Here is a 26,912-nt window from a genome sequence, read left to right as displayed (position 1 = left end):
GCTATCATTGCCCAAAATTCATCCCACACTGCCTTTCAGGTCAGATGTGGGGCTTCTTCTATTCCCAGCTAAATTTTAGCGATTAACCATTATCTCTGGTGTAACAGCAAAGGTCAAAACCGTTTCATCTACTCCTTTAAGTTCTAGCGAACTACCTTTAGTAATTTCTTCTTCCTGCAAATAATCTGCCACGGCAGCAGAAACCAGGATCGTACCGGGAACGGCGGCAGCTTGCAACCTTGCAGCAATATTCACACTTGGGCCAATAGCAGTATAATCGGCACGTTCAGCGCTACCAAACATCCCCACAACAGCAGTACCTTGGTGGATACCGCAGCGAAACTGTACGCTAGTAAGTTTGTGTCCATCGAATACACCTTGGTCTTGCCAGCGCTGGTTCAACTCAGCCAGTGCGCGGTGCATTGCTCTTGCTGTATTGATGGCACGACGCACCTGTTCATTGGGGGTTAGTTCTTCCGGCGCTCCGTATAAAGCTAAGATAGCATCTCCCATAAATTTATCTACAGTGCCGCCATTGGCAAATACAACCTTGGTCATGGCTGCTAAATATTCATTTAGCAACTCTGCTACTCGTCGGGATCTGAGAGTATTTGCTAGCTGTGTAAAACCGACGATATCACTAAACAAAACTGTAATTAAGCGTGGTTCTGGGCGCAAATCTAACGTTAAATCCCCCGTTGCGGCTTTTTGCACCAACACAGCCGGCAAAAAGCGCTTTAGCACCGATTCTGTTAGATAAGTATTTAACTCTATAATTCGTCGTTCATTTTCCTTCAATCCTAAAAGATTCCGAACTTCCGCCAAAAGTTCCCGGTCATTGAATGGTTTTGCTAAATAAGCATCCGCCCCATGTTCTGTACCTTCGATGCGGGTTTCCTCATCTACTTTCGCAGTCAGCAGAACTATTGGTGTTCCTTTCAGCTTCTCGTCATTGCGGATCATCTGAATCATCTCAAGTCCGCTCACCAAGGGCATCATTAAGTCAGTCACAATCAAGCTGGGTATAATTTCCTTAGCGATCGCATACCCTTCAGAACCGTTACGAGATGTCCGTACATGATAGCCGTTGCGGCGAAAAATCTCAGATACATAGTTTCGCAGATCCGGGTTGTCGTCTACAACTAAAATTAAGTGCTGAGTCGCCGAATCTCTGATGGTCGCAAGCCTACCCTCATTTTCGCTGAGTGCTGATAATGAAGTGTCAATACTGGGGGATAAGTTTATTGTAATATCTTCAATATTATCTGTTGTTGATACCAGTTCTAAATCAGCCAATTCTACGCTAGCGCGGCTGATGTTTAGTTCGGTAGACGTTTCTAGTACTTGCTGTGCGGGTAAATGAGCATTTCCAGTCAGAAGCCATAAACTAAAGGTAGTGCCATCGCCGTAAACTGATTCCACACTGACTTCGCCACCATGTAATTCTACCAATTCTTTAACTAAAGCTAAACCCAAACCACTGCCTTCATAGGAGCGATTTGCTGAACCTTCAGCTTGGCGGAAGCGTTCAAATAGGTGGGGAATTTGTTCTTTAAGAATGCCAATTCCAGTATCTTGTACTTCCAATATGCAACGATCGCCTTCAGATTTTAGTCTGACGCTGATTGTGCCACCTTCGGGAGTAAACTTCATCGCATTTGACAGCAGGTTGTAAACCACCTTGTCAAATTTTTCCATGTCCAAGTACACCGTAGAACATTCATCTAACTGGGTAGTCAGATGCAGTCCTTTTTTCTCACAGTAGGGGCGAAAAGACTCTACAATTTGGCTGACAAATTCGACTAAATCGCAGCGATGGAAACTAGGCTGCATTCTTCCTGCGTCCAGGCGTTGTAAATCCAGGAGTTGATTTACCAGTCGCAGCAGGCGGCGGGAGTTACGCAAGGCGATCGCACTTTGGGAGTAAGATAATCCCTCACCAGCCGCCACCGCCGACTCTAAAGGCCCTTGAATCAAGGTGATGGGTGTGCGAAACTCATGGGAGATATTTTGGAAAAATTCAGTTTTTTGTTTGTCTAATTCCAGTAAGCGTTCAGCTTGTTGGCGAGTCTTTTGATACAAGTGTGACTGCTGCACAGCGATCGCTGCTTGAGCTGCTACAGCTTTCGCCAAATCGATATCAGATGACAGCCATTGGCGTACTTTTTTACCTTCATACAACGTAATACTACCGATACATTTACCATCAGCTAATAATGGCACATACATTAGCGATCGCCCTGGCATTTTTAAAGGCAAATTAAAACCCTGCACTTGTGAGGAAGAATGGCTGACATCACCAATTACCACTGGTTCATGTGTCTGTAGCATCTGTTGAAGGATTGGATTCTCCTGTATAGATGCTTGAGAATAGGGTATTCTCTGAGTTAATAGGTTTTTATTGCTACTTAAATTTTTGTCTGGGGCTGGCGATGCCTGGGTTGGGCTGTGCCTACGCAAATTTTCAGTATGTTGAAAACTGTCGTATAAGCCCACACACTCGGCAAACTCATCTTCCTCTGTCCACAAAGACAAGACACAGCCATCGACTTGTAAGGCTTGTCCCAATTGCTGGGTGATCGCCGCAAAAATATCTTCCGGGTCTAAGCTAGAGCGAATCGCGCTAGTAATCGTATTAATTAGGGCTTCTCGCTTGGCAAGGGCACGTACTTGTTCGTAAGCATAAGCTTGAGACAAAGCTAAGGCTGCCTGATCCGCTACCATCAACACTAACTGCACCTCATCATCCCCCCAGAAGCGAGGCACAGAACACTGATGCAGTGCCAGGACTGCCATCAGTTCTTGTTGGCAGATCAATGGCACAACCAAACTAGAACAAATGTTAGCCTCAGCAAAAGCTGCTGCACGTTGACGCAGTTCGGGAGTATTACCGTGAATGCGCTCATCATCGATCACATCGTGAATCACCTGGACTTCGCGGGTTTCCCACACCGTCTGAGCCAAAAGAGCCACAGCGCCGCTTATGGTGGGACTCAGATCCCCCTTTGGGGAAAGAGGGGAAAGACTTACTGCAACTTCCCCTGCTTCTTCAGAAAGAGCCTTCTGATAAATGAATCCTTTATCCGCCAACTGCTCATCTTGGAAGGGACGCAATAGACAGACATCCACCTCCAACATATGCCCCACTGTATCGACAATTGCCTGCAAAATTTGGCGATAGTCTAAAGCACTGCGAATCGTATTTGTGACGGTATTCAGCAGCGATTCTTGTCGAAGTGTGCGGGTAAGTTCGCGGGTGCGGGCTTTGAGGACATTGTGAGTATCCAAAGCTTGGCGTACCACTGCTTTGAGTTCCTCTGCTTCCCACGGTTTAGTGACATATTTAAATACCTTACCAGCGTTGATTGCTTCCACCAAGTCTTCGACATCGGTGTAGCCAGTTAAAATAATCCGGATAATATCTGGATATTGAGTTGCTGTCAGGCTCAAAAATTCTGTACCGCTCATCATCGGCATCCGCTGATCGGAGATAATCACTGCGACCTCTCCCTCTTGAGCCAGCAGATCGAGTGCCGCAGGGCCAGAGTTTGCCCTTAGCACCTTATAGTCCCGATAGAAAGTGCGGTAAAGCAAGTCAAGGTTGTCTGGTTCATCATCGACAACCAAAATTTTAGGCTTACTGTTTACTTGGGATTTCATGCACCGCCTTCCTGCTGCAATGGCAGTCGGATAAAGAATAATCTGATCAGGTAAGGATTTTTCTGAGTCAGGTAAGAGCAGAGCATTTTGACCAATAAGGCTGTTTGGCTACATGACTGCTGAGTGTAGGAGCGTTTACTCACAGTAGTTCGTCTCAATGGCTTGTGCCGATTACCGTTTGCTTTGGTGCAGTGTAATTGTTTTCATAGTCAGTTTTAGGGTTACAGAGCCGATGCTTGCTTGTCAAATTTTCTTTCACCTCCTGTGAGCAATGTCTGATATTACATACAGCGCTCATAGCTAGCTGAAAAATCTAGATATCAGCTGCATACTCAGTTTTCCCTCCGCAGCAGTTTTACTAACACTTGCAGGTAAATTTTATTTATGGTAGTCATGGTAGAGCCAGCAAAATTAAAACAATAAAATTTAAAGCCAAAGTATACTATTAGACAAATACCTCTTTCTAATTTAGCAATCAGAACTATCATTCAGACAAGTGATCGTGCTTAATAAATTAGGGATTAAGAACCTTGCAGGTTTTTCCCCAGTAGCTGTACAGCCTCTTGCTATGACCTGGTAGCAAAGTTCTATTAGTGTAGCGGCAATTGCATAAACAAGTTCAGTACTGCAAGCAAAGGTGGTTTGCAACCAGAGTTTGTCGGTAGTATACTTACTTAACAATTTTGTAGGTTATGCCTACCGACAGGTTATGCTATTTATCTACCCATTTACCTAAACCTGTACTACTTGACAGATGTTTTTGTGGTAAACAGACTGATATCCTCCCTACTAAAGCAAGGGAAAGATTGTAAATTTATGAAGCTGTAACTTTTAAGACTCTTTCAAAAATGTAGGCTATAAAGCCCCAAACTAAAGTGTAAAACTTTGTATACTCTACAAGGAAAAGCGAATTAGCAATCTTAGGTCAGTTCAATCTCCTGGGCAGATATAAAGTTTTCATTAAGTTTAAATGGTGTTTGAGAAGATTTGAGAAAATTTTCGTTGAATAAAATCAATACTAAATTAGCCTTGAAATATCGGTTTTTTCATCCATACCAGCAACAGGCAATCGATCCAGCTTGCTGCCAATTTCAAATTCGTACAGCTACATCTGCTGATTTGATCGATGTTGCCCAAATTATTGCTGAAAGCTTTCACTCCCAAAAGGGTATGTGGGGATGGGCTTTTCCATTGCTACGTTTGGGTATTTACGAAGACTTAAGGCATCGCATGGCATCCCCTCCGCTACGTCATATTTGTTTAGTCGCTTTTGAAGCTACTACTGGTGCGGCTAATAATTTAGTGGGAAGTGTGGAATTGGGTGTACGTTACAGTGATTCGTGGAGCCAGGTTGGTATAGGTTTTCCTTACTTATCTAATTTAGCGGTTCACCCAAAATACCGTAGAAATGGTGTGGCTTCAGGGTTACTGACTAGCTGTGAAAAAGTCTCTCGCGAGTGGGGATTTCAAGACTTATATCTCCACGTTTTGGAAAATAACCATCAGGCAAGGCAACTTTATTTCAAGGCGGGATATCGGGTGGATAAAGTCGAATCTAATTGGAATACATTTTTACTAGGACGCTCAAGCCAGATGTTCTTGCACAAGCACCTGAGTGCTGATTCCACTATCTGAATTTTATTTGGGCAATTGTAAATTTTGATGTTGTAATTAGTTTCGAGAAAATCTCTCACCAATATCGACAATCAAAGTACAAACTAACTTAATTAAAAACTCAGCCAATATTAGCTAAATAGCTAGATATACAGCAGATTTCAAGAAAGGGAAATTACACAACTATTCGTCTAAAAGCCAGGTAGAAAGCGTGTTTTACTTGGGAATTGACCAATTCTGACTTCTGCTGTATATACCTTAGGATAATCCTTTTAAGAATATTTTATTTATATTTTTTACAGTTATTCCTATTCATCATATTAATAAAAGATCACTATCTTAATAAAAGATAACTTGGGAAAACTTCACTGAAATGTTACATTTTGTCTTGTTTTAATTTGTGATGAAATAATAATACTTAGATATTTTATATAGATAAGTAAATGAATTATAATGGAAATAGCTGTACAATGACCTTTAGCAAATGAGCAACCCCCTCATAAGAACTTTGTAATTAAGATATTTATCTTTATAAAAACTTTAAGAAAACACTCTCCGAATTGGGAGACAAATCTAGTTATATTTCATAAAATATGATCACTCAATTACTAAAGAATGCCTATTTATTACTATCTTAGTTAAATTGGACAAAAGACTCTTGATAATAAAAGAATTCAAAAACCTGATTTGATATAACAGCTAATTCCGTTTTGAAGTGCATACTACTACCAAATTCGTTGAAAGTTTAAAAAACATGGATAGCGAACAGCATCGACGCTATCAAACCTCTATGGTATCAACTTATTACCCTGAAACTAGTTTCCTTGATTCTCTTGTCATGCAAGATGGAACTGAGCAATCGCAAGGCTCGGATATCCTTACACGTTTGCACAGTGGAGAAGTTTTCATCGTCAATAGTCGTAGACGAAATGGATTAATACTCTTTAAACGCTACCATGCAGAGTTTGCTGGGCCTGGGGCTGCTGTGGGTGGGGATTACGATTGTGATTGCCAAAGGGCATTGCCCATAGGTAATCTATCTTTACTAACTCCCGAATCTAATGAAGAACGCCAGAAGGCTTACTTGATTAGGCGACAGTGGATTCGATTGATCAAACAAATTACAGAAAACCCAGTGCCTGGGCAGCGAGTCCAAAAGATTCTCGATCAATTTGAACAATATTTTCCACCAGAAATAGTGACTCTTCTGCCGGATGTTGCTTTTGCTCTTTTAGTAGGTGTGCTGCCACAAACAGTGGGAATAGTACGCCGTTTGGGCAGTGAGATGGACAGCCGATTTAATTACTGAGTGAATTGCTAAAATTCCAAATTTGCCAAAGCCGCTTGGACTCGATTAACGGTGCGAACGTTTTCTTCTATTGTCCCAACAGTAATTCGCAATCCTCCGCTAATGTGTCGCACCAGGGTGCCGAGTGTTCTAAGTTTCTGGTGGAAAGTTTTTAACACAACATCTTGTGAATTAAAGCTATTTGGTTTAAGACGCAGGTAAATAAAGTTAGCAGCGCTTGGGGTAATTTGTAGTTCTGGTTGCTGGGACAAAATTTCGATGAGTTTGGCTCGTTCACTCAGGGTTTGGGGAATTGACTCCAGCAAGAGTGTGCGATTTTGTAAAGCAACTAATGCTGCTGCTATGGAAAAGCTGGGGAGATTGTAGGGTAAGCGAACTTTTTCTAAAATGGCGATCGCTTCGGGATGAGCGACGCAATAGCCAACACGGAGAGATGCCAATCGGAAAGCTTTAGAAAAAGTGCGTAATATTACCCAATTGGGACGCTGTGCTAATTCACCTACTAGGGTAGTTTGGCTGAATTCAAAGTAAGCTTCATCAATTACTACCAAAATATGCTCACTCAAACTTCTTAACCATGCCAACTCTGCCGCAGTTAAGCTATTAGCAGTCGGCGAATTAGGATGGACTACGAAAACTACGCGAATCGGGGGATTTTGAGTTTTTTCGATCGCAGATTGTGCTGCTTTTAAGTCAATTTCAAAATTTGTTTCATTTCTACCCACCGCTACTACAGGAATGCCCAAAGTTTGTGCCAAAATTCCGTACATAGAGAAAGTGGGATTAGCAACGAGAATTGAACCTTCTCCTCCTAGACAGGTGGCAATTAATAAAGAGCGGATTAGTTCATCTGAACCATTGCCAACAGAAATATTGGCAGCAGTATTGGATAGCGAGAGGGCAGATGACTCATTGACGTACTGGGCGATCGCATCCTTAAGTGTTTCATGTCCACCATCGGGATAACGATTTGTTTCAATTACTTGCTGATACGTCCAGACCAGCTTCTCTTTTAACTCAGGTGGTAAATCGTAGGGGCTTTCATTTGTATCCAGCCGATCAAACTGCGCGGGGACAGATGCGGCTGTATCGCTACTGGGGTGGGGTTTGTACGCGGTGAACTGGGCTAAATCTGACCGGATGAAGGGAAGCATATCGATTTTGGATTTTGGGTTTTAATAGGACTTAGGCAAAATATCTCTGAAACTCTTTGGATCTACGAGTTCAGTAGTACTTACTGAAAAATATTAGGTTAGGTATGAGTTTAATATTTTACAGCCTCAAGGTAACTGGCAAAAGAGCCGAATTGCCTGCCAAATTTTTTCCATAACATTACCCAAGGCGTGGTCACTGTCGAGTTCGACTAACTCCACCCAAGGACGCGAACGCGCAAAGCCTCGACTAGCTTCGATGGGGATGACTTCATCCTTTTTTCCATGCAAAATTAGGGTGGGGATAGGACGTTGCAAAAGCTTTTCTTGATATTGGGCAGCATCTGTAACGAAATCGTAACTTAAAGGAAGCGTAGACGCGGAGCGGCTTGTCGTTAGACATCGCCCTTCCCCATAGTGGTAGATCATGAAAGATTTTTCCTGTTGCCAACGCTGTACTTCTTCATCGCCTAGCTTGGGCAACCAATGGGATAAAAACCCAAAAGCTGGTGCTAGCAACACAAGACGTTGTACTTGTAGATATTGTTGACCCAAGTGGGCGGCGGTCAAACCACCCAAACTTGAGCCAATGAGTGTTACTGGCGTAGAATCATTGCTGAATTGGGCGGCAACTTGAGTTAGCTGACGAGTGATTGTCAACTGGGAAAAATCACCAGCATTCAAGTCGGGAATTTCCAGCTTTGTCTGAATTTGGGCAAAGCGATCGCTTATATCCCGCGCTTTGGCAGAATTAGGGCTGGATGCAAAACCGTGAAGATATATGTAGTGCAAGGCTGTAGATTGTTAAGAGTTAGGAATTTTAAGTTTTAAGTTATGAGTTTCTTTTTTCAACTTATAACTCATAACTCATAACTGTTAACTCCTAACTCTTATTACCGCATTGTGACAAATTCCTCTGCGGCTGAGGGATGGATACCTACAGTGGCATCAAAATCCTTTTTGGTTGCGCCCACCTTGAGTGCGATCGCTATACCTTGAATGATCTCAGCTGCATTTTCACCCACCATGTGAGCGCCTAGCACTTTATCAGTGTTGCTATCAACCACCAACTTCATCATTGTCTTCTCTTGCTTACCAGTCAAACTATGGTACATGGCGCGAAAGCGAGTGTGAAAAATTTTTACATCACCAAATTTCTCCCGTGCTTCGGCTTCTGTCCACCCGACTGTAGCGGCTTCGGGGTTAGAAAATATGGCGGTGGGTACAGTTTCATGACTGAATTCGCGGCGGTTATTCCCGAATTCACTATCGGCAAAGGCGCGACCTTCGCCAATGGCTACAGGAGTTAAATTGATTCGGTCAGTGACATCACCAACAGCAAAGATATTCGGTTGACTAGTTTGACTATATTCATTGACTGCGATCGCATTTGTGGTAGCGTATCCAGGCCCTTCCATAGAAGTAGCAACAACATCAATCCCAGCGTTCTCTAAACCTAGTCCATCTACATTGGGAGTTCGACCAGTCGCCACTAAAAACACGTCGGCAATTACTGGTTCTTGGTCTTCCCCTGATAAAGTCAGTTTCAACCTTTCCGACACCCGTTCAATTGTTTTTACCACATTATTCTTAATCAGCCGAATTCCGTGGTTCGTCATCCCCTCTTCAATTTCTGTACGGACATCTTCATCAAACCCCTTCAAAATCTTTTTACCTCTGGTAATTTGTGTCACCTCAGAACCCAAACCACGCATAATACAAGCAAATTCTGTGCCAATATAACCAGCGCCAATAATGACGATGTGTTTTGGTTGTTCTTTTAGATGAAAGATTTCGTTGGAGGTAATGCCATATTCCATCCCTGCCAATTCTGGTTTGACGGGACGCCCACCAACAGCAATTAAAATTTTGTCTGCTGTAATTTTGCGTCCATCAACTTCTACGGTGTGGGGGTCTAGCAATCTGGCGCGACTAGGAATTAGTTCCACACCCGCTTTTTCTAAAAAGCTGATGTGTAGTTGCGACAGTCGCCGAACTTCCTTATCTATAGATGTAATGAAATATTCCCAATCCAACTCCGCATTACCCACTTTCCAGCCATAGCCTGCGGCATCACTGAATAATGCGGGAAAGTGAGAGCCATAGACCATGAGTTTTTTGGGAACGCAACCGCGAATCACACAAGTGCCACCAACTAAATCATATTCAGCGATCGCCACTTTTGCCCCATAGCTAGCCGCCCGTTTGGAAGCCGCCAAACCTCCAGAACCCGCACCAATTACAAACAGGTCGTAATCAAAAGTCATAAATTTATGTTCTCTTTAGCAACAAGTGAGTTCCTGGAAACTTACACAGAAAACGTGATTGAACTATATAAGGATATCCGGTGAACCCTGTGTAAGTCCTGTCCTAGATTTAATCTAGCGTTAGCAGATGTTCTCTAGTCGTAGGGAATATCACTTTTTGCTTTGACGGCAATAGAGGCAGTAGTTAAAACTTGTTATAGTTCTGCCCTTGGCATCGGGTATAAATTTACGTTTATGTGGTTGGTTTTTGCGGCGGTGTAGGTTCTACAGGAGTTGTTGGTATAGGTTCTACAGGAGTTGTTGGTGTAGGTTCTACAGGAGTTGTTGGTATAGGTTCTACAGGAGTTGTTGGTGTAGGTTCTACAGGAGTTGTTGGTATAGGTTCTACAGGAGTTGTTGGTATAGGTTCTACAGGAATTGTTGGTGTAGGTTCTACAGGAATTGTTGGTGTAGGTTCTACAGGAGTTGTTGGTGTAGGTTCTACAGGAATTGTTGGTATAGGTTCTACAGGAGTTTTTGGTATAGGTTCTACAGGAGTTGTTGGTATAGGTTCTACAGGAGTTTTTGGTATAGGTTCTACAGGAGTTTTTGGTATAGATTCTACAGGAGTTTTTGGTATAGGTTGTACGTTATTATTTTGAACACGTAAATTGTTATTCTTACGATTTATCCTAGAACGCTCCTCAGTATTTGACAGGACTTGTCTTATGTCCTCAAAGGAATTTAATGGGGAATCATCTCCAATGGGGTCTAATGGGGAATTGCTTGTGATTGTGTCATTGGTGGGGGAAGTTGAAGGACTAGTAGTTAACTCTGCAAAAGATGGGTTTTCAACTACTCCCTCACCTGTTATTGGCGGCTGCGCCCTCAAAGCCGCAGCAGTTTCAGATTGAACGCTGGCGATCGCTGGATCGGCCGCAGGTGTAAGATTGTGCCTATTCAAATCAAATCCCCGAACTAGATCGCTCGTTTCATAAAAATTTCTGAGATCAAAATCGTATAAGCCCTGAAATTTGCCTTTAACTATAACCATCATCTGTCCTGCTTGCAGCACCTGAGTTTGAGAAGCTTCCTGATTAGAAACTTCAATGCCGCTATTTGTCAGCGCACCCACAATCGTGGTATCCGTTTGTTGGTTGTAGCGTACAAATAATGCTGAACCACGAATTGCTGCTGCTGCACTTGGCGTTTGTATACGTGTTTCCCCCCTTCCAGGTGGGATAAGTAGCAATGCAGTTCCGTTTGACAGTCTAAAGCTGCGAGTCTTTGGTAAAAATTGAAATATAGCCTGTTCCCCAACTCGTGCAAAAGAGCCGTCGTTAAACCGCAAGTCTGCTAGGGAAGCTCGACCAGTTGACAACCCATCCCCAGGAATCATTGCATCTGATTTGCGTGCAGGACGCTTCTTGTGTTTATCTCTGGGTATCAGTTGTACGAAGTTGAGGAGGTTCTGAATCTCTGCTCGCGTCAGAGGAGTTATGGCATTTACTCGATCTGGCAAAGGCAGTACTATAATTCCCCATAAAGCAATTACTAATAGTGGAAACAATTTATGAAACATAAGTTTGAGAATTTGTGAACTTCAACTAATACCAAAAAAACTTAAAGGTTTCAGCTGCTGCTAATTGTTAGAGGAAGTTCTTTTGAGTGAAATTGTTTGCATTTTAGTTTACATTTAATACCTAAAATAGATAACAAATCAACTATATATTTAGTTGATTTAAGTTTTTCTTCTAAAACTGACATTGTATGCAATAGAGTCTGTGGCAGATTTAAAAGTTAGTACTTGATATAAACAATTAAATCAGAAGTAACTTACAGATAATCCTTTTTAATCAGATCAACCATAGGGTCATGAGGTATGAAGCACAAGAAGTTGTTAGGGATCTGTTGTGAAATGACTCACTGGCTGTATTTCACTAAATTTAAGTCAAAATTGCGTCGGATTTTTTTCAGTTTTGCAAAAAAATCTCAGAAAAATCCGAAAAGCAGCAATTTGAGTTTGTAGTTTCAGTATATACCTACAAGGCTAAAATAGATGCACTCAATTGCATATTCTGAGCCGGAACTTTTGATATAGCTTGTAGGTCTACATTTGTCAAACGCGCTGAATGCGGTCTAACTAGATGCGACTGAAGAACTGGAAAAATTTGCTTTTTTGTATTTTGTTAACGTCCAGTGGTGGAAGTTGGTGTTGCATTAGAGTAGATGCGGCAGAATCTGCAAATAGAGATATTTGGCGTTCTCAAAATTTAGCAAGCAGACAGGTAAATTACCAGCAGTTATTATGTCAGAAGTTGGAGGAAGAGGCAATTAACTCTTTGTGCAAGCAGTCCAGTGAGTCGCATCCTTTAGACTCCCAGATGCCGTTAAATCTGGCGCAACAAACACGAGAAACAACTCAAGTTCCTGACACAACCAAAAAATCCGAAGATACTCAAAAGCAAAATGACCGGCCACAGCTAGAATCGCAGCCAAGTAATTTACCTATATCTCCTCCAGACTCAAAAGAGCAGCTATTAAATGCACCTGAGATAAATTACTCCCAAAGGCTAGAGAGGCTAATATATCTGCTACGATCGCCAAAACTACCACCTGAATTTGATAGCGATCGCGAATTGGGGTTGCGTGTGCGGTTACGACCTTTAGAACAGCAGCCACCCCCACCAACAGAACAACCCGTAGTTAAGTTTAAACCCATAGGCTATCTCCAGTCCCGTATAGGCTACTTTCAGACAGATAACATTTTTTCCTCAAATGATATTCCAATAGAAGATGGTTTAATTATTTCTGGACTGACGTTAGCCTCTGCATATTTCCCTTTGGGATCTAAGACTTATTTAAACGGCTCAATTGATGGCAATCTGATTCGTTATATAAATCAGTCACAATATGATTACAACCAGGTAAGATTTAATCTCAGTATTTACCAGCAGCTATCACAGCGAATGTACGGAGAAATCACTTGGAGCGATCAACAGTTATTTTATGCCAACAATAGCGATCACTTGGATAGCTTCAAAGCAGGCGATCGCTTTTTAAACGAGAATTCCCTGCAACTGTCTTTGGGGCGGCGAGATCCCTTAACTCCAAAATTAACGCTAGATAGCTTCTACGAATTGAATGTAAATTTTGCTGATCCCCTAAGTCGTAATCGGATCATCAATTCCTTTTGGGTTTCTCTAAACTACTACTTGCAAAAGCCTCTCCAGGTTGGTATTGACTACCAGGTGAACTTTTCTGACTTTACACAGCGCGATCGAGAAGACCAATTTCATCGGCTATTCGGGCATTTAAATTACCGAATATCCAATACCACTAATATGAATGTGCAGGCTGGAGTGAGTTTAGGTAGTTCAACCGAGGAAAACATTGATTTTGATGGCTGGTTCTTCAGTATTAATTACAATTTGCAATTAGGTGGGTTTTGATCAGAGTTTGGAGTTTGGAGTTTGGATTTTTATTTCAGCCGTGGCGATTAGAAAGAGACTGTTGGTAAATTCACTCTCTTGTTAAACCCCCCATCCTTAAAACATCGGTTTTGCGTTGCTTTCCCGCCCTGCAATAAATTGCGGGCTAATAGCTAAAGTACGTTGAAACGCACTGAAATTAAGATGGATTGAGGTTGATGTGTTAGACTCCTTATCAATTCGCCAACAGTCTTGTTCTATTCGCCCAATACTTATCAAAATCTAAAATTGGCAGAGGTTGGAGTTTTAATTCTTAACTTCTCACTCCTGTGGAGACGCGATTAATCGCGTCTCTACTCCTGACTATAAATAGGAAATCCAATCACTCCAGCTACCAGCATAAAGTTTACCCTTGTTAATGCCAGCTAATTCTAAAGAAAGTAAATTCACACAAGCAGTAACGCCAGAACCGCAATATACCAAGATTTCTGCGGCTGTTTCTAGCTTTTCCCACCGACGGCGTTGTTCCTCTTCAGGGAGTAGGTAGCCGCAAGAGTCTGTAACTTCTTGCCAGGGATAGTTGACAGCACCGGGAATATGACCAGCAATTTTATCAATTGACTCTCGTTCACCTCGGTAGCGATCGCTCTCTCTTGAATCTACCAATACTACCTCCTGGCTATCTTTCCGGCTTTTCACCTCTGTAATATCTACCACCTTTTTTGTTTGTACTTGAGCTACAAACTTACCCATCCGGGGGTGAGGAATAACATCTGTAACAGAATACCCAGCTTTTTGCCATCCAGCAAAGCCTCCATCCAGTACTGCTACTTGCTCATGTCCTAGATAGCGCAACAGCCACCACAGACGAGCCGCAAAGGCAAAGCCCGAATCGTCATAAGCTACAACTAAAGTTTTTTGGTAATTTACCCCAATCGCTGCAAATTTGTTAGCTATATCATTGGGGTTAGGTAAAGGATGTCTCCCGCCATGCTTACCCACTGGACTGGAAAGATCCTGATTCAAATCTAGGTAATATGACCCTTCTATATGACTTGTCTGGTACTGTTGTTGTCCTAGTTGTGGATCGGCTAAAGAAAAGCGACAATCCACAATCACAACTTGCGGATCTTCTAGATGTTCAAACAGCCAAGCTGGCGAAACAACAAATTGGGTATTGGGCATTGGTCATTATTTAGTTTTATAAAATGTCAGACTTAGAGAATTTTACACCTAAGTTAACAGCAGATGGTTCTTTCACCTTTGTCTCTCAAGAGTTTGGTGAATCCTTTCATAGCCATTATGGAGCTAAACAGGAGAGTTTTTTCAAGTTTGTGGAACCTACTCAACTGGCTACAGCCGCTCAAAAACCAGTCTTGCGACTATTGGATATTTGTTATGGTCTAGGATATAACACAGCTGCTGCTTTGCAGACAATATGGGCAGTGAATCCTGGTTGTTGTGTTGAAGTAATCGGTTTAGAACTGAATCCATCTGTTCCACAAGCTGCGATCGCTCATCACTTGTTTGACAATTGGAACTGTGACTATATTGAAATTTTGAAACAGCTAGCTTTTGAGCATCAAGTGCAAACACCTCGCCTGAAAGCGAAGCTACTAATTGGCGATGCTAGAACTACGATCATGCTAGTACATCAGTCGGGTTTCTCGGCAGATGCAATTTTCCTCGATCCCTTTTCACCACCTCAATGTCCTCAATTATGGACTGTTGAATTTATTAAACAACTGTCATTGTGTTTACATCCAGATGGTTTATTAGCCAGCTATTCTTGTGCTGCTGCTGTACGCACAGCACTTTTGTCTGCTGGCTTGATCATTGGTTCTACCCCACCTGTGGGAAGGCGATCGCCTGGTACTGTGGCAGCCCATTCTGGGAGTGCTGAGTTAAAACACTACTCAGCACTTCCTCCCCTCTCGCAAGCTGAAAAAGAACACTTGCTAACCCGTGCTGCTATTCCCTATCGCGATCCTCAATTGAGCGATCCAACCGAAGTAATCGTGATCCGGCGACAACAAGAGCAACAAACCTCTTGGCTGGAACCTACCTCCCGTTGGCGGAAAAAGTGGTTATTGGGAACACAAGGCAGAGATTTTATGGGAACTAGTTTCTAAGCTGTTTACATCTAGTTTGCATATCGCTAACGCTTCGCTAACACCAGTCGCTCATGAAACCACCCCAGGTGCAACAATCTTTGGCTCGCCGACGGCAGTTGCTTCTGCCTCTCGTGAAACGCACAAGGGACAAGTCGGGAAACCGCACCTGTAGCACTGCCTCCCCTGTTCTGGCGCTGCTTCACCGCTTCTCTACGAGACGCTCCGCGAATGCGTCTACGTTTTTCTTTCTTCTACTTAAATATGGTTTAGCGCATCTTCATACAGAATTGGTATTAAAGCTGTAACAGCTTAGTTCAGTTGCGATGTCTACGACGGGCTGTGACGCTGCACGAACGCTATCGCTATTGCAGAAAAGTTAGACATTTTTTTTGCCAAAAATTCTGATTTCTTTTCCAGATAGTGAGCCAACAAGTTTTTACAAGCCAAATAGCTTAATTATGGGTTATTCTTTAGGCTGATCTCAAGAAGAATCTTATGCTTGAACATAGACAAGCCTAAGGTCTTCTTGGATAAAAGCTGATGTTAATTGCGGTGATGATTCATTGGTATCTAGAACACTACAAACCACAATGGTTCTAAAGTGAAGTGAATGGATTTGATTTAGATCCCCCGAAGGTTTTAGTAGTTGACGATCATGTTGCTAGTCGCATGACTGCTGTTTCCCTCTTGGGGATAGAAGGATACGAAGTGATTGAGGCGGACAGTGGTTTCATTGTTGTCGGATTGGTAACTCAAAAACAACCAGATTTGATTTTGCTGGATGTGATGATGCCAGGAATGGATGGATTTGAAGTGTGCCAATTACTCAAACAGGATGAGCAGACTAGGCTAATCCCAGTGATTTTGATTACGGCGTTAAATGACAAGCGATCGCGCATTCGGGGAATTGAAGCTGGGGCTGATGATTTTCTCACCAAACCCTTTGATCGTGTGGAACTGGCGGCGCGTGTAAAGTCTTTGGTGCGGCAGAAGCGTTTGAACGAAGATTTAGACCATGCCGAACAAGTACTATTTTCCATTGCCATGTCTATTGAAAGTCGCGATTCTAACACAGGTGATCATTGTGAACGGCTGGTAAAACAAGGAAAAGTTTTTGGTGAATACCTCAACCTCTCACGCTACCAAATTCGAGATTTGATCTGGGGTGGTTATCTCCACGATATCGGCAAGGTTGGTATTCCCGATGCAGTGCTGCTGAAAAAAGGCAAACTTACCCCCGAAGATTGGCAGATCATGCGGCAGCACGTTTTGATTGGAGAAAAAATCTGCCAGCGACTACGCAGTATGCGGGGTGTAATTCCGATTATTCGTCATCACCACGAACGCTGGGATGGCTCAGGCTACCCTGATGGACTCAAGGGGGATGATATTCCCTACCTGGCGCAAGTATTTCAGTTAATTGATATTTACGATGCCCTAACCAGCGAACGACCTTATAAAAGAGCTTTTACTTCAGCAGAAGCACTTTCAATGATGCAACAAGAAACTGATTTCGGTTGGCGTAATCCCAAACTAATGCAGCAGTTTGCAGAGTTTATTCGCTGCTGTCAGGAAAAACAGAGCGAGTAGGGAGTATGGAATAATGATTTGTAGCTGCTGTAATCAACCCTAATTGGTATTATTATAATCTCTGCCTTTGATGAGTGAAGTTCTCCCGACTCCTGAATTCGGACTCCTATGATAATTTCAGTTTTCTATGATTAGCTGGTATGATTTGAGCCTACATTTTAAAGTGCCAACAGCATTAATCACAATTTCACTGATAGCTGATAGCTAATTATGGTAGTTGTAGCAATTCTAGCGGCGGGACGCGGCACACGGATGAAATCACACTTACCCAAGGTTTTACATTCTTTGGGTGGGCGATCGCTAGTAGAGAGAGTTCTCGAAAGTGTACAACCACTTTCGCCCTCACGGCGAATCGTGATTGTGGGGTATCAATCCGAAAAAGTGCAAGCCGCCATGCATTCAATTAAGAGTTTGGAGTTTGTCGAACAGACTGTGCAATTGGGGACAGGTCATGCCATCCAGCAATTACTTCCCTACTTGGAAGATTACGCTGGGGATTTGCTGGTACTTAACGGCGATTTACCGTTGATACGCAGCGAAACTCTTAAGCAAATGTTACAAACTCACGCCCAAAATCAAAACGCCGCCACCATCCTCACCTCGCACCTACCCGATCCCACGGGCTACGGGCGAGTTTTTTGTAACGATGAAAATATTGTGCAGCAAATGGTCGAACACAAGGATTGTACTGCTGCTCAAAGAGAAAATCACCGGATTAACGCTGGAGTTTACTGCTTCCGGTGGCAAGATTTGGCAAAGGTGTTGCCCCATTTACAAGCAAACAATGCCCAAAAAGAATACTATCTCACTGATGCCGTGACTCAGGTGGGAAAAGTGATGGCAGTTGATGTGGAAGATTATCAAGAAATTCTCGGCATCAACGATCGCTTGCAACTGGCAACAGCATCTGAAATTTTGCAAAAGCGAGTCAAGGAAAAATGGATGCTAGCAGGTGTCACCCTCATCGACCCCACAAGCATCACCATTGATGAAACAGTGGAATTACAGCCAGATGTAATTATTGAACCCCAAACTCACCTACGAGGAAATACGGTGATTCAAACCGGAAGTCACATTGGGCCAGGGAGTTTAATTGAAAATAGCCAGTTGAGTGAAAATGTCACGGTGCAATATTCAGTAGTAATAAATAGTACTGTGCAAGCCGGAAGCCGAATTGGCCCCTATACCCATTTGCGCGGTCAGGTACAAGTGGGTGCTGGTTGCCGTGTGGGGAATTTTGTGGAATTGAAAAATACGCAATTAGGCGCTCGCACGAATGCGGCACATTTATCATATATAGGTGATACAGTTGTCGGCAATCAGGTGAATATTGGTGCCGGTACAATTACTGCCAATTATGACGGCGTGAAGAAACATCGTACCAAAATAGGCGATCGGACTAAAACTGGTGCCAATAGCGTTTTAGTGGCTCCAATTACCTTGGGTGATGATGTCTATATCGCAGCTGGTTCGACAGTCACAGAAGATGTCCCTGATGATTGTCTGGTGATTGCCCGTAGTCGTCAGGTGGTAAAACCAGCTTGGCAAAGGAAAAGTGTTGAAAATGAAACCACAGATCAACACAAATAATTCATCGGTGTTAATCGCGGTTCATCTGTGGTTTTAGAGCAAAAGCCAGGATTTTTGCAAGTTGTCTAATCTAGCTAGATTAGTAGTAAAGCCAAAATTTCAACATATAACATGGAAGAACTGCTAGAACTTAGGCAATTTCTAGAACAAGGCAAAATCCATGAGGCGCTGCTGTTGGTGGATGAGTTAGAAGAAATGAGCCTCAGTGACAAAATCAATAAAATTGATAGTTATGGTGTGATTCTGCTCATCCATTTAATTAAACAAAAGGCCGAAAAACGTTCTACTCGCTCTGGGGATGTTTCGATAGAAAATACGGTGCGTGAAATCAACAAAATAAACAAGCGCCGCAAATCCGGTGGGTTTTACTTGAATCAAGCAGAATTAATGGATATTCTGCAACAAGGATATCAAGTGGCACTGAAAAGAGCGGCGCTAGAAGCTTTTGTTCGCGCAGCGTTCCGCAGGAAAGGGCGTTATGAAGCCCAAGAATTGGCCACAATGGTTGACGAACAAGGAATCTTAACTCAGGCACTAGAATTGATTCAAAAATAACCCTGAGCTAGACGATTTTGACAAAAGTGAGATGCTTCCAACCCAACTAAGCGCTGAGTTGGGTTATTTCAAAGGGTATAGGTTGAATTGAAAGGATACTGTCATCTCAATTCTTTATTCAATCTCATTAATCCAGCTTTGAATAGCATTGAGTAAATTTGGCTGGTTAGGTGGAAAACCTCTCAATGGTGCGTCCAATGGTAGGGGCAATTCATGAATTGCCCATACATTTCGTACTTGATGTGTAAGTCCTATCAACAATAGCCAATCAATTCACTATCATCCCATTCCAAAGTATCGCCAATTTTTTCGCCGTCGTGGTAGGCGGCGAGTAAGATTTCGCTAGTTTTCCCCCAAGCGATCGCTCCACTGACATCTAAGGCGATCGCTCCCAAATCCCGCTTGTTCTGGTGCGCTTCCGCAAACGATCGCTGCATGGCATCCTTGAGCGACATACCATCAGTGACACGCACTACAATCCTTGCAGCTAAACACTCATCCATGATATCTTCCCCAATCCCAGTACAGCTAACACCAGCATTACTAGTCGCATAATTACCTGCTGGCATCGCCGAATCACTTACCCTTCCAATCCGCTCAAATCCCTTCCCACCAGTAGAAGTGCCAGCAGCTAGGCTACCGTAGGAATCTAAAGCTACCACGCCGATGGTACCGCGTCCGGCATTGCTGGTTTCTACCAGTTCGGGTTCTGCAACCACGCCAGCCATTGTACTTTTAAAATTATCCTGGCGCTCTTGTATCCACTCTTGTAACCGCAAATCAGTTAAAGCGTTATAGCTGGGAATTTGCATTTCCCGCGCCAACTCAGCCGATCCTAAATCCGATAGCACTCGGTCTGGTGAACTTTGTAAAAATTGCGCTAACTGAATCGGATTTTTCACCCGCGAGATATTAATCACACCACTAAAGCGCCCTGATGCGCCATCCATCAGGGAAGCACTCATGCGGATTTGCCCATCAGATTGCAGTACTGAACCAGTACCCGCATTAAAGCGGGGGTTATCTTCAAGCATTTGGCAACCTTGCACCACCGCCTCAGAGGCAGTTGTCCCTGACAATAGCAGAGAATAGACGAATTCTACTACTGTATGGAGCGATCGGCGCACCGATTCCAATCCTCCTTTACCGTGGAGAGAACTACCAGCCCCCCCATGAATAATTAATTTAGGTTGCACCTGTGACTCCATTAATCCCTTGCCCTATTTGCGTCTGTATTGCGGTTAGTTTCATTTTGAGCTTCAGAACGGCGACGACGACAACGTTCTGAGCAGTATTTCACATCCTCCCAGCAATCTTGCCACTTTTTACGCCATGTAAAAGGACGTTGACATACCGGACAGATTTTTGTCGGTAGGTCAGATTTAGAACGAACACGTCCCATATAAATAGTGTCTATAGGATAATTTCATTTCTGAGATAGATGGAAGACAATTATAACCAGTTTCCTACGAAGGGAGAATACTTTCAGTGAACAAATGTAATGTCAATCTATCTTTAGACTTGTTTTTGACCTCTCTCCTAAAAGGCTATGGTGTACACACAAATCGAAAATTCCCAATCCAAATTGACTCTACAACCCACAAATCAAAACCTCACCCTCGCTTTACCCAAGGGTAAATCTTTCCCTCTCCTTAGTAAGGAGAGGGACAGGTTTTGCGTAGCAGAACCAGGGTGAGGTTTTTCAAAATGTTTTGGGTAATTCAATGACTTGTGTGTACACCATAGCCCTTGTAGGGAAGAGGTTGGGGGTAAATTTTCAGAGAAGTAAAATAAGGCGATTTAACGCCTAATTCAGAGGATTATACTCTGAGAGGAGATGATCTAAAAGCTTATCTTCGTAATGATTTAAATATGAAGCAGATGTTCCTAATTCCTGTAATTTATGGTAAATAAAATCACGTTCAAATGTTTCAATACGTTCATCTAAGTTTCCATAGAGTTCCTGAAAAGTGAACTCAGTTGCTAAAGCTAAGGCAATTTGTTCTCGGTCTTTACCCATTGACCGACCGTTGAATTGATAATCACCTTGAGAATGCTGGGATAGTAGCCCAAGAGCGATCGCTAAGAGCAAAGTTTGATAAGCTAGTTTTAATTCCCTACTAGAGCCAATTTCCTCTGGGATTAAATCGGGAATGTTTTCGTCTTCGTCGATTTGTTCACTCTGAGTTCGTTCATAGCAGTCTCGATAAAACTCAATTTGACTGAGAAAATAAGCTGGAAAGCCCAAGGAACGCGTCAAAACACACAACCTCTGCTCATCTTCAGCTACCAAGGCGGTTAAAGTGCGACTAAATCGGCTGTAAAATGCAAAAATTTGTTCTTTATCTTTTGCTCCCACCCAGAGAGTAGTTTCCCGTTGAGAAGTTGGGTTTAAATTAGTGTCAATATCCTGAATTCGCAGCAACAAGTTAGCGCTATTATAAAGTTGATTCAAACGCAAATTTGCAGTGTTTTGTGCAATTAAATCTGATTGGTTTAATACTTCTCCAATAGACAAATTGCTCAGTTGCTCAAACTGCTGGCGAGTAAAAGGGATAAGTTGGTTTTTAAATGCTTCAGCAGAAATTTTCCACGACTGAGAGCGGCTAATTCGTTCCTGAGTGAATGTCTCAGTTTTTAGTGTGGTTAAGAAACTTTGGTAATAAGCATCAATATCCGCATCAGTGAGAACTGTGAGTCTAACTTCTGAGAAGTTCGTCGTAGCTTGGTCGCGTTGAGCAACCAAATCATTGTACATCTCAGACAAGTTGCTAAGAGTTTGGCGTAAAGTCTCAGCCCTTTGTTTAACTGTTTTAATCAGATAATTCAATGCCTCGACACGGAGATTTTGGGCGTATAAATCATACTCCAACTTTAATTGTTCATTATAATTGCGACGTAATTCTACAATGGTTGATTTAACAGTGCTTTCTAGTCGTTTAATTTGTTTCTGAATCTTTTGAATTCGACCACGAATATTAGTGCTGTACTTGAGCCAAACAATACCTAAATAAGCCAGAATTGTTACCGCAATCCAAAGCAGGTAACTAACTAAGTTAGCCCAAAACTTTTGCAATAATAGCAATAGTGTTGATTGATTGAAAATTCCGATCAGAATCAGCAAGCCGAATAAAGCAGTAGCAACCAAAATAGGATAAATGACGAGATATTGAGAGCGAAATTGGTTTTCTTCTGTTAACAGTTCATTTAGTTGATCTGTGGCTGTTTCAAGTTGATTTTCAATGGCAGTTAGGTGATTTTGAGCTACAACGATCGCAGATGCAGCTTGTTCACGAGCGCCTGCGATCGCTATAAAACGAATTTTTCGAGTTTGTTCGATTTCTGCATTCAACCCTTGGCGATAGTCAGCAATTGCCATATCTAGCTGTTTCTGAGTTGTTTGAAGCTCTTGCAGTTGTTCTTCAGAATTTCTTTCAGCTAACATATCTTGTAATTGTTGCTGCCGCGATTTTAAAGACAGAATTTGGTTGAGCAGCTTTTGGGTGATTTCTTGATTAATTGTTACCTGCAATCTGGAATCAAGAAATGCTTCCGCCACACGCAGTTCTGTAACCAGATTCTGAGATTGATCGCCAATGGCATCCGTTTGCAGTTCCAAATACAAAAAGGTCAATATGTTTAATAGCCTAGCTACTTCATGCAAACCTCTAGGTGTAGCATCAGCATAGTTATTAATGGTGCGGTCTAAGAACGCCGTTAATGTTACCTGCAATTGTTTGCAACAAGTTTCCAGGGTGCGCTTATAGGAAAGTAGCTCTTTATTTTCAAATTGGCGATAAGCACGCTGCAATTCCATTCCATATTCCTGAGCCTGGCCTATATGCATCTCAATGCGCGGATTAAAATCTTGCCAAACTGGTTTGCCGTTATCTCGTTCTAATCCGAGAAAAGCATTGCTGAAATCTTCGCTGAGTACAAATCCTTTCGCATCTAACAGGCATTTGCGAATTGCCTCTGGAGTGAATTCTGGCTTCGGTAAAAACTGCTCGATCAAAATATCGGCAGCTAAGGCAGCACTCAAACAATTAATAGTTATTTCTCCGGCAAAAAATAGCTCTCCATAGCCAAATGCACTATAGGCGGGTATTTTCCCCCGGACTTTTTGTGCGCCAATTAATAAGCCGTTGGTTTCCGGTTCCACGGTGAGAAAACCTGCCAAAGCATCAGCATAGCTGGGCAAATTATCCCTCAGTCCCCCAATTTGCTCATCCATCAGCCAGCAGTTATCAAAAGGTGGTGCTTTTTGAGTACCTGTAATCGCAACTCCAGTAGTCATTTTGTAATCTAACTCTTTCAGAAACGCGTAAGCAGCACCGTAATCAGCAGTTGTGGCTTGGATAAATAACCCTGGTAGTAGCAATAAAGCTTCTAAGCTGTAAGGAATATCTGTGAAGTACTTAGAAAATAGCCAACGAATCAAGCGTACTATTTCAAAAACGACTCCCCTAGTAAATTGATTGCTAGCTGACAGCATGAGATATATTCGATGCGTGCTACTGATTTCCACTCCTTGACGTTTCGCTGCGATCGCTTCTTTGGATTGATTTGCCGTTTTCAATAAATCGATCAGTGCAGTTTGCAGTTCGCCAGTCGCTTCGCTGAACTGAGTCCGAATTTTGGAGACATAAGCTTGTTTACTATGAGTTTGAGCGAGATCAAAACTCGTATCAGCAAACTGATCTAACTCACCACTAAAGCCAAAAGTTTGACCATCCCAAGTTAAAGTATAAGTTTGAATTAAACTGCTTTGCTCGGCTGGAAATTCTTGCAGTTGCCGTTTAATGGCTGCACAAAAAGCGGCACTGTGAGGATCGAGTGCAAGTAAAATAGTTGGTTTTGGCATAAAAACACTCTTAGAGCGTAGACTACGGGGCTAAATAATCACATCTAAATCTTCCAGGTAAGCTTCAATTTCCTGGATTTCCATTTTTACCTGTTCTTCAATCCGGGAATCAATCCTATCTTTTATGCTTAAATGCTTATTAAGTTGATTGATATGACTCTCCAGAGTAGATTTGGCTTTGTCTTTGTCTTCGTAAGTAATACACTCAACTTTTTCAGAAATTTCCTTGACTAAAGGCAAGTTACGTTTGAAAGCTTCAAATGCTGACTTGCGATCGCCTCCCAATGGCAAAACTTGACCTTCTAATCTTCTCGCTTGGTCTGTATGAGCAGAGTATTGCCGTCTCTCATTGACAATCAATTTATACGGATCGGATGCCAACGCTAAGGCAAACCAACGTAACGCCCCACCATCATCTTCCGGTGGAATTAAATTGGGTAAGTTTGTCCAATTGCGGTCTAAGTGCTTGAAGGCTTTATTCGGATCTAGATAAGCTTGCTCCAGATCCTTCATTCCGTTGAAGGCAAATAATGGGACACCGATTTCCACTCGAAACAGCATCACCTTATGGGGGTCGCCTGTTGGTACGAAAGACGGATTATTTTTTCCTTTAGGCAAACGACTTGAAAGCGGCGGATTGCTAAAAACTGTGTTGCTACTCTCAACCCCGTAGTAATAAAATTCCGTAATTAAATGCTGCTGTTGAATGGGAATTTCCTCTGCTTGATATTGCCATAGAGGAACTGCAAGTTTGCCAAGTTGTTGCAAATCTTGTCCCGCGTCTTCTGGATTGCTATCTGCCAAAACCTCCTCAACAGTCATACTGGTCAGTGGAAGGTAAACCTCATTTAAAAATGCCAAAATTTCATTCTTGACATCTTCAGCTTTTTTCTCAGACCAATTGGTTAAACTTTGAGACTGTTCTCGATACCAACGAATAAAATCTTCGCCAGTGATTTTGGGGCGTTTAGATTGCAGATTTGCACGTTGAATAGTATGAATAAAAGGATTGTTGTTATTTCCTTGACGGTTGACCTCCTGATAACTCTGTTCTAAATCTCGATAAACTTTATCTAAGTTGCTGTGTAAATGCTGGCACTTTTCCTGGATTTCCTCTACCTTAACCCGCAGCACACCATAGAGTTCAGCCGCTTTATCACACCGCTTCCAATGTAAATAAGTCTTCCACTTTTGGTCAGCCCGTTCTTTGTACTTCTGGCAAGCTGCTTGAATAGTATTTTTATTTTTAAAGAAAGTTTCTGAAGCTTCTTTAAGCCTTTGTTCATGGGCTTCTAATTTCAAAGCATTGAAGTTCGATTGTACCTCTTGAGATTTGCGTTGCACACTCTGTTGCAATTCATCCAGCTTTTGGGAAAGTCTGGTTAAAAATTGCAAGACATAAGCTAGTCCATTAGGACGATTAAGACTCCGCTCCCAGAAAGTTGCTATCGCAGCAGTTGTAGTCTGCTGTAAGCGATAAAAACTCAATCCCAATTCTTGAGCCGTCCGTTGTTCAAATTGATCTAACTGCTGTGTGTAGAGTTTTTTGATCGTCGGTAAAGCTGTACCGTCATAATGCATTTCGCCAATTCGCAATTCGGGTTTCATTTGTCCGCCGCGATCGCTTTCACTTAAGGCATTGAGGACAGTAGTCGCTTCTGCTAACTTGCAATCTTCTAAAAACCGGGTGATTTCGCTTTCTAAATTGATTGTTGGGGTAGATGCCATTAACTCATTCTTCAGCAAGCTTTGAGCGTCCTCTAATTTCATGCGCTCGTATTGCTGTAGTGGTAAAGTCAGGGTAGCAAAGCCAAAACTACAGTAATTTATATTCTTTCCTCGGACTTTCTCACCATTTGCCAGATAAGCGCGAATGTTATCAGCAACGTTAGCAGCGTCTAGACCGATTTGAGAACCAATCTGGATGTATAAACCATCTGCAACTAAATTTTGCAAATCGTCTGGACGGCTGACTACAGTTCCATTTTTGTTAACGCCATCAATTAAAAATACAGCATCAAAGGGAGAGCGATCGGCTTGAATCTTGGAAATACCATAATCAATCTCAATGCTATTAGACGGTGACAATCCCGAAAAGTGTTCGATTTCCTTGAGAGCGCCATAAGCATTAGACTTCACTAAGTTAGTTTGGGGAATATTGGCAAACACTCTCGGTAAAACAAATACCCCCGTAATATTAGAAAAATTATTAAGATGTTCTCGTGTTAAAAATGCCACATCTAAGAACGTGCCACTGCCCGTCCCACCAGCCAAACTGCCAACAATAAAAACTTCGACACCATCCCGATTGGAAACTTGAAAGTTTCCTGAAAATATTGTTGTGCTAGTGCGAATTTCGCGTACAGCATTGATTGCTTGACCAATTAAAGCGTCAATATCCCCTACTTTAGCAAATAAGGCGAGCCGTCCCCGGGCCCGAATCTGTCCAGCACCACTGATCAAGCTGGATGTTGGAATGCCCCTAGGCCACCATTTAGCGATATGCTCTCCAGATATTAGGAGTTGTGGATTTGCTACAGAGATGGCATAAAGTTCATTAGGTTCTAAGATAACCTTGGTGCCATCGGGTGATTTTTCTCGTTCTTGGATGTTTTCAGTAGTATCAATCGAAATAAAACGAATAACTTCTGGTACTGAGCCGTAAACATCTATAAATCGCTTTTTGAGTTTGAGTACAACTTCATAACCCGTTCCTCCTAACCCGATAACAACGGTAGGACGAAAAACAACCGTGGGACGCACAACCGTGGGACTTAACATTCATTTT

18 protein-coding genes and 1 pseudogene are annotated in these 26,912 nt (G+C 42.5%); 8 read left to right on the top strand and 11 right to left on the bottom strand.

What is annotated here, in order from left to right; genetic code table 11:
- Window positions 1-75 precede the first annotated feature (75 nt).
- Window positions 76-3,660: a response regulator gene (locus tag HWQ23_RS21215; protein ID WP_292832336.1), complete on the bottom strand. Its 3,585-nt coding sequence runs from the start codon at window positions 3,658-3,660 to the stop codon at window positions 76-78.
- A 1,002-nt stretch (window positions 3,661-4,662) separates the two neighbouring features.
- Here HWQ23_RS21215 and HWQ23_RS21210 point away from each other — a divergent pair.
- Window positions 4,663-5,295 carry a GNAT family N-acetyltransferase gene (locus tag HWQ23_RS21210; RefSeq protein WP_292832333.1) on the top strand — a complete coding sequence of 211 codons (633 nt, stop codon included), beginning with the start codon at window positions 4,663-4,665 and terminating at the stop codon, window positions 5,293-5,295.
- 733 nt (window positions 5,296-6,028) lie between these two features.
- Window positions 6,029-6,583: a hypothetical protein gene (locus HWQ23_RS21205; RefSeq protein ID WP_292832329.1), complete on the top strand. Its 555-nt coding sequence runs from the start codon at window positions 6,029-6,031 to the stop codon at window positions 6,581-6,583.
- An 8-nt stretch (window positions 6,584-6,591) separates the two neighbouring features.
- Here the strand turns inward: HWQ23_RS21205 and HWQ23_RS21200 are convergent, their stop codons facing one another.
- The 4 genes from HWQ23_RS21200 to HWQ23_RS21185 all read right to left on the bottom strand — a co-directional run bounded on the left by HWQ23_RS21200 (window position 6,592) and on the right by HWQ23_RS21185 (window position 11,562).
- Entirely contained in the window at window positions 6,592-7,737 is a 1,146-nt protein-coding gene (locus tag HWQ23_RS21200; RefSeq protein ID WP_292832326.1) for a histidinol-phosphate transaminase, read from the bottom strand.
- 126 nt (window positions 7,738-7,863) lie between these two features.
- Window positions 7,864-8,526 (bottom strand): YqiA/YcfP family alpha/beta fold hydrolase, encoded by a 663-nt coding sequence (locus tag HWQ23_RS21195; RefSeq protein WP_292832323.1) that lies wholly within the window; start codon window positions 8,524-8,526, stop codon window positions 7,864-7,866.
- A gap of 101 nt (window positions 8,527-8,627) precedes the next feature.
- Window positions 8,628-10,001 carry a glutathione-disulfide reductase gene (gene gor / locus HWQ23_RS21190; RefSeq protein ID WP_292832320.1) on the bottom strand — a complete coding sequence of 458 codons (1,374 nt, stop codon included), beginning with the start codon at window positions 9,999-10,001 and terminating at the stop codon, window positions 8,628-8,630.
- A gap of 232 nt (window positions 10,002-10,233) precedes the next feature.
- Window positions 10,234-11,562: a FecR domain-containing protein gene (locus tag HWQ23_RS21185; RefSeq protein WP_292832317.1), complete on the bottom strand. Its 1,329-nt coding sequence runs from the start codon at window positions 11,560-11,562 to the stop codon at window positions 10,234-10,236.
- Between the two features lie 565 nt (window positions 11,563-12,127).
- On the opposite strand from HWQ23_RS21185, the gene HWQ23_RS21180 reads away from it, so the two are divergent.
- On the top strand, window positions 12,128-13,432 hold the full coding sequence (locus HWQ23_RS21180; RefSeq protein ID WP_292832314.1) for a porin family protein: 1,305 nt from the start codon (window positions 12,128-12,130) through the stop codon (window positions 13,430-13,432).
- A 342-nt stretch (window positions 13,433-13,774) separates the two neighbouring features.
- On the opposite strand, the gene HWQ23_RS21175 is transcribed toward HWQ23_RS21180, so the two are convergent.
- Entirely contained in the window at window positions 13,775-14,596 is an 822-nt protein-coding gene (locus tag HWQ23_RS21175) for a sulfurtransferase (RefSeq protein ID WP_292832311.1), read from the bottom strand.
- Between the two features lie 23 nt (window positions 14,597-14,619).
- Between HWQ23_RS21175 and HWQ23_RS21170 the strand changes: the two genes are divergently transcribed.
- The 5 genes and pseudogenes from HWQ23_RS21170 to HWQ23_RS21150 all read left to right on the top strand — a co-directional run bounded on the left by HWQ23_RS21170 (window position 14,620) and on the right by HWQ23_RS21150 (window position 19,260).
- Entirely contained in the window at window positions 14,620-15,543 is a 924-nt protein-coding gene (locus HWQ23_RS21170; RefSeq protein ID WP_292832308.1) for a tRNA (5-methylaminomethyl-2-thiouridine)(34)-methyltransferase MnmD, read from the top strand.
- Window positions 15,544-15,559: 16 nt separating this feature from the next.
- Window positions 15,560-15,697, top strand: coding sequence for a hypothetical protein (locus HWQ23_RS21165; RefSeq protein WP_292832305.1), 138 nt, complete (start codon window positions 15,560-15,562; stop codon window positions 15,695-15,697).
- A gap of 428 nt (window positions 15,698-16,125) precedes the next feature.
- Window positions 16,126-17,115: pseudogene (locus HWQ23_RS21160) on the top strand (HD domain-containing phosphohydrolase); the annotation flags it as partial.
- 210 nt (window positions 17,116-17,325) lie between these two features.
- Window positions 17,326-18,705 carry a bifunctional UDP-N-acetylglucosamine diphosphorylase/glucosamine-1-phosphate N-acetyltransferase GlmU gene (gene glmU / locus HWQ23_RS21155; protein ID WP_292832302.1) on the top strand — a complete coding sequence of 460 codons (1,380 nt, stop codon included), beginning with the start codon at window positions 17,326-17,328 and terminating at the stop codon, window positions 18,703-18,705.
- Between the two features lie 111 nt (window positions 18,706-18,816).
- Complete coding sequence (locus HWQ23_RS21150; RefSeq protein WP_292832299.1) at window positions 18,817-19,260, top strand: DUF29 family protein; 444 nt, start codon at window positions 18,817-18,819, stop codon at window positions 19,258-19,260.
- Between the two features lie 114 nt (window positions 19,261-19,374).
- Here the strand turns inward: HWQ23_RS21150 and HWQ23_RS33715 are convergent, their stop codons facing one another.
- The 5 genes from HWQ23_RS33715 to HWQ23_RS21130 form a co-directional block, all read right to left on the bottom strand.
- Window positions 19,375-19,458 carry an NACHT C-terminal alpha/beta 1 domain-containing protein gene (locus HWQ23_RS33715; protein ID WP_472850407.1) on the bottom strand — a complete coding sequence of 28 codons (84 nt, stop codon included), beginning with the start codon at window positions 19,456-19,458 and terminating at the stop codon, window positions 19,375-19,377.
- Between the two features lie 56 nt (window positions 19,459-19,514).
- Complete coding sequence (locus tag HWQ23_RS21145; protein WP_292832296.1) at window positions 19,515-20,468, bottom strand: isoaspartyl peptidase/L-asparaginase; 954 nt, start codon at window positions 20,466-20,468, stop codon at window positions 19,515-19,517.
- Window positions 20,468-20,662, bottom strand: coding sequence for a DUF2256 domain-containing protein (locus tag HWQ23_RS21140; protein ID WP_292832293.1), 195 nt, complete (start codon window positions 20,660-20,662; stop codon window positions 20,468-20,470). Before HWQ23_RS21140 ends, HWQ23_RS21145 begins: the two co-directional genes overlap by 1 nt.
- 405 nt (window positions 20,663-21,067) lie before the next feature.
- Window positions 21,068-24,124 (bottom strand): AAA family ATPase, encoded by a 3,057-nt coding sequence (locus HWQ23_RS21135; RefSeq protein ID WP_292832291.1) that lies wholly within the window; start codon window positions 24,122-24,124, stop codon window positions 21,068-21,070.
- Between the two features lie 30 nt (window positions 24,125-24,154).
- Complete coding sequence (locus tag HWQ23_RS21130) at window positions 24,155-26,905, bottom strand: tubulin-like doman-containing protein (protein ID WP_292832289.1); 2,751 nt, start codon at window positions 26,903-26,905, stop codon at window positions 24,155-24,157.
- Window positions 26,906-26,912 lie beyond the last annotated feature (7 nt).

The organism is Nostoc sp. JL33 (assembly GCF_017114985.1).
Classification (GTDB): domain Bacteria; phylum Cyanobacteriota; class Cyanobacteriia; order Cyanobacteriales; family Nostocaceae; genus Nostoc.
The sequence above is the reverse complement of the archived record's forward strand: the minus strand, read 5'-3'. Positions and strand labels throughout refer to the sequence as shown.

Coding starts and splice junctions, on each gene's coding strand:
- HWQ23_RS21215 (WP_292832336.1), bottom strand. CDS start 3,660: ATGAAATCCCAAGTAAACAGTAAGCCTAAAATTTTGGTTGTCGATGAT.
- HWQ23_RS21205 (WP_292832329.1), top strand. CDS start 6,029: ATGGATAGCGAACAGCATCGACGCTATCAAACCTCTATGGTATCAACT.
- HWQ23_RS21200 (WP_292832326.1), bottom strand. CDS start 7,737: ATGCTTCCCTTCATCCGGTCAGATTTAGCCCAGTTCACCGCGTACAAA.
- gor (WP_292832320.1), bottom strand. CDS start 10,001: ATGACTTTTGATTACGACCTGTTTGTAATTGGTGCGGGTTCTGGAGGT.
- HWQ23_RS21185 (WP_292832317.1), bottom strand. CDS start 11,562: ATGTTTCATAAATTGTTTCCACTATTAGTAATTGCTTTATGGGGAATT.
- HWQ23_RS21180 (WP_292832314.1), top strand. CDS start 12,128: ATGCGACTGAAGAACTGGAAAAATTTGCTTTTTTGTATTTTGTTAACG.
- HWQ23_RS21175 (WP_292832311.1), bottom strand. CDS start 14,596: ATGCCCAATACCCAATTTGTTGTTTCGCCAGCTTGGCTGTTTGAACAT.
- HWQ23_RS21170 (WP_292832308.1), top strand. CDS start 14,620: ATGTCAGACTTAGAGAATTTTACACCTAAGTTAACAGCAGATGGTTCT.
- glmU (WP_292832302.1), top strand. CDS start 17,326: ATGGTAGTTGTAGCAATTCTAGCGGCGGGACGCGGCACACGGATGAAA.
- HWQ23_RS21150 (WP_292832299.1), top strand. CDS start 18,817: ATGGAAGAACTGCTAGAACTTAGGCAATTTCTAGAACAAGGCAAAATC.
- HWQ23_RS21145 (WP_292832296.1), bottom strand. CDS start 20,468: ATGGAGTCACAGGTGCAACCTAAATTAATTATTCATGGGGGGGCTGGT.
- HWQ23_RS21140 (WP_292832293.1), bottom strand. CDS start 20,662: ATGGGACGTGTTCGTTCTAAATCTGACCTACCGACAAAAATCTGTCCG.
- HWQ23_RS21135 (WP_292832291.1), bottom strand. CDS start 24,124: ATGCCAAAACCAACTATTTTACTTGCACTCGATCCTCACAGTGCCGCT.
- HWQ23_RS21130 (WP_292832289.1), bottom strand. CDS start 26,905: ATGTTAAGTCCCACGGTTGTGCGTCCCACGGTTGTTTTTCGTCCTACC.